This window comes from Streptomyces sp. NPDC056948, assembly GCF_042674225.1.
In the GTDB taxonomy this organism is placed as follows: Bacteria; Actinomycetota; Actinomycetes; order Streptomycetales; family Streptomycetaceae; genus Streptomyces; species Streptomyces purpurascens.
This window is the reverse complement of the sequence record NZ_JBHUQX010000470.1, coordinates 1-6,691: the sequence shown is the minus strand read 5'-3', so window position 1 is coordinate 6,691 and position 6,691 is coordinate 1. Positions and strand designations below refer to the sequence as shown.

At 71.0% G+C, this 6,691-nt stretch carries 5 protein-coding genes and 1 pseudogene; 1 reads left to right on the top strand and 5 read right to left on the bottom strand.

Going from position 1 to position 6,691, the window contains the following annotated elements:
* Together ACFTZL_RS38555 and ACFTZL_RS38550 are read right to left on the bottom strand one after the other, a co-directional pair.
* Positions 1-205: pseudogene (locus tag ACFTZL_RS38555) on the bottom strand (4'-phosphopantetheinyl transferase); the annotation flags it as partial.
* Positions 202-1,062: a metallophosphoesterase family protein gene (locus ACFTZL_RS38550; RefSeq protein WP_382593212.1), complete on the bottom strand. Its 861-nt coding sequence runs from the start codon at positions 1,060-1,062 to the stop codon at positions 202-204. The gene ACFTZL_RS38550 and the pseudogene ACFTZL_RS38555, both read right to left, overlap by 4 nt.
* 255 nt (positions 1,063-1,317) lie before the next feature.
* Between ACFTZL_RS38550 and ACFTZL_RS38545 the strand changes: the two genes are divergently transcribed.
* Positions 1,318-2,445 carry an ATP-grasp domain-containing protein gene (locus ACFTZL_RS38545; protein ID WP_382593209.1) on the top strand — a complete coding sequence of 376 codons (1,128 nt, stop codon included), beginning with the start codon at positions 1,318-1,320 and terminating at the stop codon, positions 2,443-2,445.
* Positions 2,446-2,451: 6 nt separating this feature from the next.
* Here ACFTZL_RS38545 and ACFTZL_RS38540 read toward each other — a convergent pair whose 3' ends face one another.
* The 3 genes from ACFTZL_RS38540 to ACFTZL_RS38530 form a co-directional block, all read right to left on the bottom strand.
* The gene (locus tag ACFTZL_RS38540; RefSeq protein WP_382593206.1) at positions 2,452-3,321 is read right to left on the bottom strand and encodes a sulfotransferase family protein; all 870 of its coding nucleotides are present in this window, start codon (positions 3,319-3,321) and stop codon (positions 2,452-2,454) included.
* Between the two features lie 140 nt (positions 3,322-3,461).
* On the bottom strand, positions 3,462-4,712 hold the full coding sequence (locus ACFTZL_RS38535; RefSeq protein ID WP_382593204.1) for an alpha-L-fucosidase: 1,251 nt from the start codon (positions 4,710-4,712) through the stop codon (positions 3,462-3,464).
* 3 nt (positions 4,713-4,715) lie between these two features.
* Positions 4,716-6,691 (bottom strand): alpha-mannosidase (locus tag ACFTZL_RS38530; RefSeq protein ID WP_382593201.1); only part of this gene is annotated, 1,976 nt, incomplete at its 5' end.

Sequence of the window (6,691 nt, the reverse complement as noted above, 5' to 3'; positions counted from 1 at the left end):
CCCCGGGCAGGATCGGCTGCGGCGGCACACCGAGCTTCTCCATGGCGCGGCGGGCGCAGGAGCGTACGACGGCGAACTCCCGCCGGCGCTTGGCGACCGCCCGCGACACCAGCGCCGCCTCCTCGGGGTACAGCGGGGTGTCCGCGCCATCCTGGCCGTAGGCCTCGACGGTGACCACGCTCGCGGGCAGCAGTTCCTCGATCACCGCTCCTCGCCCTCCCCCGGCAGGATGCGCCGCAGCCGCCCCGGCGGCCCGGGCCGCTTGCGCCACTCTCGGGGATAGCCCACCGACACCTCCTCGAAGCGCACGCCCTCGTGCCAGGTGGTGCGGGGGATGTGCAGGTGGCCGTAGACCATCGTGTGGACGCGGAACCGCCGGTGCCAGTCGGCGGTCAGGCCGGTGCCGCACCACATGGCGAACTCGGGGTGCCACAGGACGTCCATCGGATGCCGGTCCAGCGGGTAGTGGTTGACGGGGATCACGGGCAGATCGCCGGGCAGCTCGGCGAGTCTGCGTTCGGTCTCGGCGACCCGGGCCCGGCACCAGGCCTCTCGGCTCGGGTACGGGTCGGGGTGCAGCAGATACTCGTCGGAGCACACGATCCCCGTGCCGCGGGCGTACTCCAGTCCCTGCTCCTTGGTCGTGCACCCGGTCGGCAGGAACGAGTAGTCGTACAGCAGGAACAGCGGGGCGACGGCCACCGGGCCGCCGGGGCCGTCCCAGACGGGGTAGGGGTCCTCGGGTGTCGTCACGCCGATTTCACGGCACAGCTCGACCAGGTACTCGTATCGGGCGACACCGCGCAGGGTGACGGAGTCGCTCGGATGGGTCCACAGCTCGTGGTTCCCGGGCACCCAGACGACCTTGCGGAAGCGGCCCGCGAGCGTCTTGAGGGTCCAGCGGATGTCGGCCACGGTCTCCGCGACGTCACCTGCCACGAGCAGCCAGTCGTCGTCCGTCACGGGCTCCATGCGCTCGACCAGGGCGCGGTTCTCCGGGTAGCCGATGTGCAGATCGCTGATGGCCAGCAGTTGTCCGGCGCCACCGGCCGTCGATGTCACCCTTCATCCCCCTCCGCACACACGAACGCCACCAAGAGATCACATCTCGGCGTCCGGGGACAAGACCGGCCGGATGGCCGCGAGGGAGGAATCCTTCACACGCGCGTTGCACGAGAGGGCCCGCCGAAGCCGTATGATCGGCCGCAACACCACCGCTGAGAACTCCCTTCGCAGGGGCGGTTTGGTGTACCCACATTCATCCTGCCCGGGCACGGGCTGCTCAGCCCTGCCCGCGAACCTTGAAAGGCGGCCTGCATGGTCTCTCGCGTACGCGTCTGGCTCAACCGCACGTACGCGGAGAACGTGTTCTTCATGGATCAGCTGCGGAGAAATCCCAGCGACCGGGCCGTCGACATCCATGCCACCCACGGCGACCCCGACTCCCCCGTGCTGGCCGCCGCCGACACCGCCGAGCTGGAGCCCGAGGGCCTGTCCCCGGCCGGGTACGTCGAGTACGCGCTGGTCCAGTGCGCGCGGCGCGGCATCGATGTGTTCGTGCCCCGGCTGCACCAGTCGGCGATCGTGGCGCACCGCGCCGAGTTCGAGGCGGCGGGTACGGCGGTGCTGGCGCCCCCGCCCGAGGCGGTGGCCGTCTTCCACGACAAGGTGATCGCCTACGAGGCGGTCCAGGCGATCGGCGTGCCGGTGCCGCCGTGGTACCGGGTCCGCTCGGAGGACGAACTGGTCGCCGCCGTCGAGGAGTTGGAGGCCGGCGGGCACAAGGCGTGCTTCAAGCCGGCGTCCGGAGCGGGCGGGGTGGGCTTCCGCGTGATCACGCGCTCGCCCTTCTCGCTGTCGCAGCTGGACGGGTTCCCCAGTCCGTACGTGCCGCTCGAGCTGGTGCTGGAGGCGCTGCGGCAGGCCGAGGAGCAGGTGGACTGGCTGGTGATGCCGCGCCTGGAGCAGCCCGAGGTGTCGGTGGACTGCCTGACCGGTCCGGACAACCGGGTCCGGATGGCCATCGGCCGCACCAAGAACGGCCGCCGCCGGGGCTTCACGCTGCACGAGCAGTGGCTGGACCCGGCCCGGCGGATCGCGGAGGGCTTCGGTCTGCACTACCTGTCCAACATCCAGTTCCGGATGTTCGGCGACCGGCCGGTCCTCATGGACGTCAACACCCGCCCGGCCGGCGGCCTGCACCAGCTCTCCCTGTGCGGCGTCAACGCTCCTTGGGCGGCCGTGCGGCTGGCGCTCGGCGAGGACCCGGGCGAGGTGGTTCCGCCGTTCCTGGGCCAGGACTACACGGTGGTGTCGGGGCTGCGCCCGCTGCGTTCGGTGTCGCTGCCGCAGCAGCGGGCGGAGGCGGCCGAACCGCTGCCGCCGGTGCCGGCCGACTCCGTCGGGGCGGCCCCGCAGGCCGCGGTCGGGGCCCTGCCCCTCTAGGGCCTGCTAAGCGCTGTACCCCCACGCCTGGGCCAGTTCCTTCAGGCGTGGGGGCAGTTCGACGTCCGGGTCGGCGGTGCGGGCCGTCTGGATGCGGCCGGACTTGATGGTGCTGGACCAGTCGCCGAGCTGGGGGCGGAAGGTGCCGTGGTCCTTGCTGCCGTAGTCGAGCATGCCGGGCTCCCAGGGCACGCCGAGGTGGTCGCAGATGCCGCGGGTGACCTTCTCCGGTGCGGCGGTGAGCTCCTCGTACGTGATCACGTACGGGTCGAGGTTCCGGCGGGCCTCCTCCAGCTTCTCGCTGTACTCGAGGACCTCGGCGCGGACGGCCTCGTGATCGGGGTCGGTGCGACGGCTGGTGAGGGAGGCGACGACCGCGCCGGGATGGCGGAGCAGCAGGATGTAGCGGGCGTTCGGCCAACATCGGCGCAGGCGGGGCCAGATGAGGGTGTTCGGCGGGGTCTTGTCGACGATGACGTCCTTGCCGCTGCGGGTGAGTTCGAGGTTCAGCACCCGGTCCCACAGCACGTGTTCCAGCTCGTCCTTGTCGAGCTGGAGCGCCTGCATGGCGTCCGCTGTGAAGTCGCGGGACAGGCTGACGTGCACGGTGCGCAGGTGCATCTCGTGCGGGGCGCGGATGCGGCTGTGGCTGTTGAGCAGGACGCGCAGCAGGGTCGAACCGGAGCGCACCGACGACAGCACGAAGACCGGCGAGTCCACCAGCCGGGGAGCGGTCGGGGCGGTGTAGGTGTCGGCGTCCGGGCGGGGGCCGGGGATGGCGTCGAGGTCCCGGCGCGGAGGACTTACCGCCTCTATCACCAGCCTTCCGCGACGCTTCAGTCCCTTGCCGAGGGCGGACATGCGCGGGTCTCGCACGGTGACACCTTTCTTTCGCTGTGCGTTCCGATCCCAGGGGGACCGGGCGAACCGCAGGTGTCGCACAGGCGAACCGGCCTGCTCACGGACGTCCACATACCGCCCGTGACCAGGCCTTTCACCGCTTTCTTAAACTTTCGTCAGAACCGGCCCGCGCCGCGGTACAGCTCCAGTTCCCCTTCCAGTTCGACGGCCAGCACCGTGGCGTACGGGTCGAGATCCGCCGCCGCCGGCGGTTCGATCCAGAGGATGCCCGGTGTCTCGTGCAGGCCGCCGGTGACGCGGTGGGGCAGTTCCGTGCCGCTGCCGAGGACCGAGACCCCGCGCACCTTGCTGAGCAGGCCGCGGACGTTGATCTCGGCGCGTGGTGCGTCGAACAGGGTCAGGTACAGGGTGCGCCGGTCCTGGGAGAGGGTGCTCGGGCCGTAGTGGTGGCCCGGCGGGAGTCCCCGGACGGTGCCGTACACCGCTTCCGCGTGCTTGGCGATCCAGGCGCCGAGTCCCTCGAGCCGCTCCGCCTGCTCGGCCGGGATGGTGCCGTCCTCGCGCGGGCCGACACTGAGGAGCAGATTGCCTCCGCCGCCGATGGTCTCGGTGAAGTAGCGGATGAGCTGGTCGACCGACTTGTGGTTGTGGTCGTGGTGCTGGTGGCCCCAGGAGTCGTTGACCGTGAGGCAGAGTTCCCAGGGGCCCTCCGGCGGGATGACGGGTGCGCCCTGTTCCGGGGTGGCGTAGTCGCCCTCGCTCAGCATGCGGGCGTTGAAGACGACGTCCGGGACCTCGGAGCGGATCAGGGCGGCGAGTTCGGGGATGCGCCACTGCTCCTCGCTGCGGTCCCACTCGCCGTCGAACCACAGCAGGTCGGGCTTGTAACGTGACACCAGCTCCCGCAGCTGGCCGTCCCGGTAGGCCAGGAAGCGTTCCCAGGCGTCCAGGTCCTCGAACTCGGCGGCGACCTCGGAGTAGCGGTTGTCCTCCAGCTCCGGCGGGCGGCCGGGCTTGCGAGTGGAGGCGTAGTCGGGGTGGCTCCAGTCCGAGTGCGAGTAGTAGAGGCCGACCTTGAGGCCCTGCTCGCGCAGGGCGTCCGCGTAGCCGCCGATCAGATCGCGGCCCACGTTCAGGTCGCCGTGGGCCGTGTCCCACAGGGCGACGCCGTCGTGGTGGCGGCTGGTCAGCACGGCGTACCGGGCGCCGGCCCGCGCGAAGAGCTCCGCCCAGTCGCGCGGGTCGTAGCGGGAGGCCGTGAAGCGGTCGAACTGGGACATGTACCGGTCGTAGGGGACGATGTCGTCGTAGAACGACCAGGACTCCTGTACGCCGTCGACGGCGTAGATGCCCCAGTGGATGAAGATCCCCAGCTTGGCGTCGGTGAACCAGGGCTGCATGGCCATGGGTCAGCCCCTGCGCAGACGCAGTGTGAGGATCTGGAAGGGCCGCAGGGCGACGGAGACACCGCCGGCGGTGAGGTCCGCGTCCTCGAGGGGCCGCTCCAGCAGGTCGGTGATCTGTGCGCCGGCGAGCGGGAAGCCGGTGCGCAGGACGCCCTGGGCACGGCCGCCGCGGGACTCGTAGAGCCGTACCACGACATCGCCCGAGGTGTCGTCGGCGAGCTTGACCGCCTCCACGGTCACGCCCTCGCCCTCGACGGAGACGACCGGTGCGGGGGCGCCTGCCGCTTCGGCCACCCGGAGCGGCAGGTTGAGGGCGTAGCCCCCGGCGACGGCGTCCTCGACGGTCGCGCCGGGCAGCAGCGCGTAGGTGAAGCGGTGGCGGCCCTGGTCGGCCTCGGGGTCCGGGATGCGCGGGGCGCGGACCAGGCTGAGGCGGACGGTGGTCGTGGTGCCCCCGTCCTCGCGGACCGTGCGGGAGACGTCGTGGCCGTACGTCGAGTCGTTGATGACCGCGACGCCGTAGCCGGGTTCGCCGAGGTGCACCCAGCGGTGGCCGGAGACCTCGAAGCGGGCCGCCTCCCAGCTCGTGTTGGTGTGGGTGGGCCGCTGGATGTGGCCGAACTGGATCTCGGCGGAGGAGTGCGGGGCGCGGATGTCGACCGGGAAGGCCGCCTTGAGGATCTTCTCGGTCTCGTGCCAGTCGATGTCCGTCTCGATGTCGATCCGGGGGCTGCCGGCGCGGACGGTGATCGTCTGGATGATCGTGGAGCCCTTGCCGAAGGACCGCTCGACGCGGACCGCGCCGATCAGCGGGTCCTGCTCGACGACCGTGACGGACGAGGCGTCCAACAGGTCCGTGTAGCGATTCTGGTAGTGCTTGTCGATGTCCCAGGCGTCCCAGTAGTTGGGCAGGTCGGTGTGCAGCCGCAGCAGGTTGCCCCGGTCGGCCAGGACCTCGCGGTTCGCGCGCAGGTCGCGCACGGACGACAGGGTGCCGTCCTCGGCGATCTCCACGCGGACCAGCCCGTTGTCGAGCACCCGGCCGCTCACCGTCACGGGCCGCTGGGGCCGGGCGTCGGCGAGGGGCGCGGAGCCGTTCGCGGGCACCTCCACGTACACCGGTGTGCCGTCGGCGGTGCGGACCACCTCGGCCCGGTCGTAGGGGCTGGTGTTGAAGGCGCGGGTCTCGCCGGCGCCGAGCGCGGCCACCGCCTCGGCTGTCAGCGTGTGCAGTTCCCCGGCGACTCGTGCGTACTCGGCCTCGGCCTCGCGGTGCACCCAGGCGATGGAGGAGCCGGGCAGGATGTCGTGGAACTGGTGCAGCAGCACCGTCTTCCAGAGCCGGTCCAGCTTCTCGTGGGGGTACGCGTACCCGGGTGCGTGCAGCGCGGCCGTCGTCGCCCACAGCTCGGCCTCGCGCAGGAGGTGCTCGGAGCGGCGGTTGCCCTGCTTGGTGCGGGCCTGGGAGGTGTAGGTGGCGCGGTGCAGCTCCAGGTAGAGCTCGCCGACCCACACGGGCGCGTCCGGGTACTCCTCGCGGGCCTTGGCGAAGAACTCGTCGGGGTGTTCGACGACGACCTTCGCGGAGCCCTCCAGGTCCGCCAGCCGGCGGGCGCGCTCCATGATCTCGCGGGTGGGGCCGCCACCGCCGTCGCCCCAGCCGAAGGGGGCCAGGGAGCGGCTGGCGCCGCCCTTCTCGGAGTAGTTGCGGACCGCGCGGGACATCTCCTCGCCGCTGAAACGGGCGTTGTAGGTGTCGACCGGCGGGAAGTGGGTGAAGATGCGGGTGCCGTCGATGCCCTCCCACCAGAAGGTGTGGTGGGGGAACTTGTTGGTCTGGTTCCAGGAGATCTTCTGGGTGAGGAACCACTCGTTGCCGGCGAGCTTGGCGATCTGCGGGTAGGCCGCGTTGTAGCCGAAGGAGTCCGGCAGCCAGACGCCCTTGGTCTCGATGCCGAAGTGCTCGATGAAGAACCGCT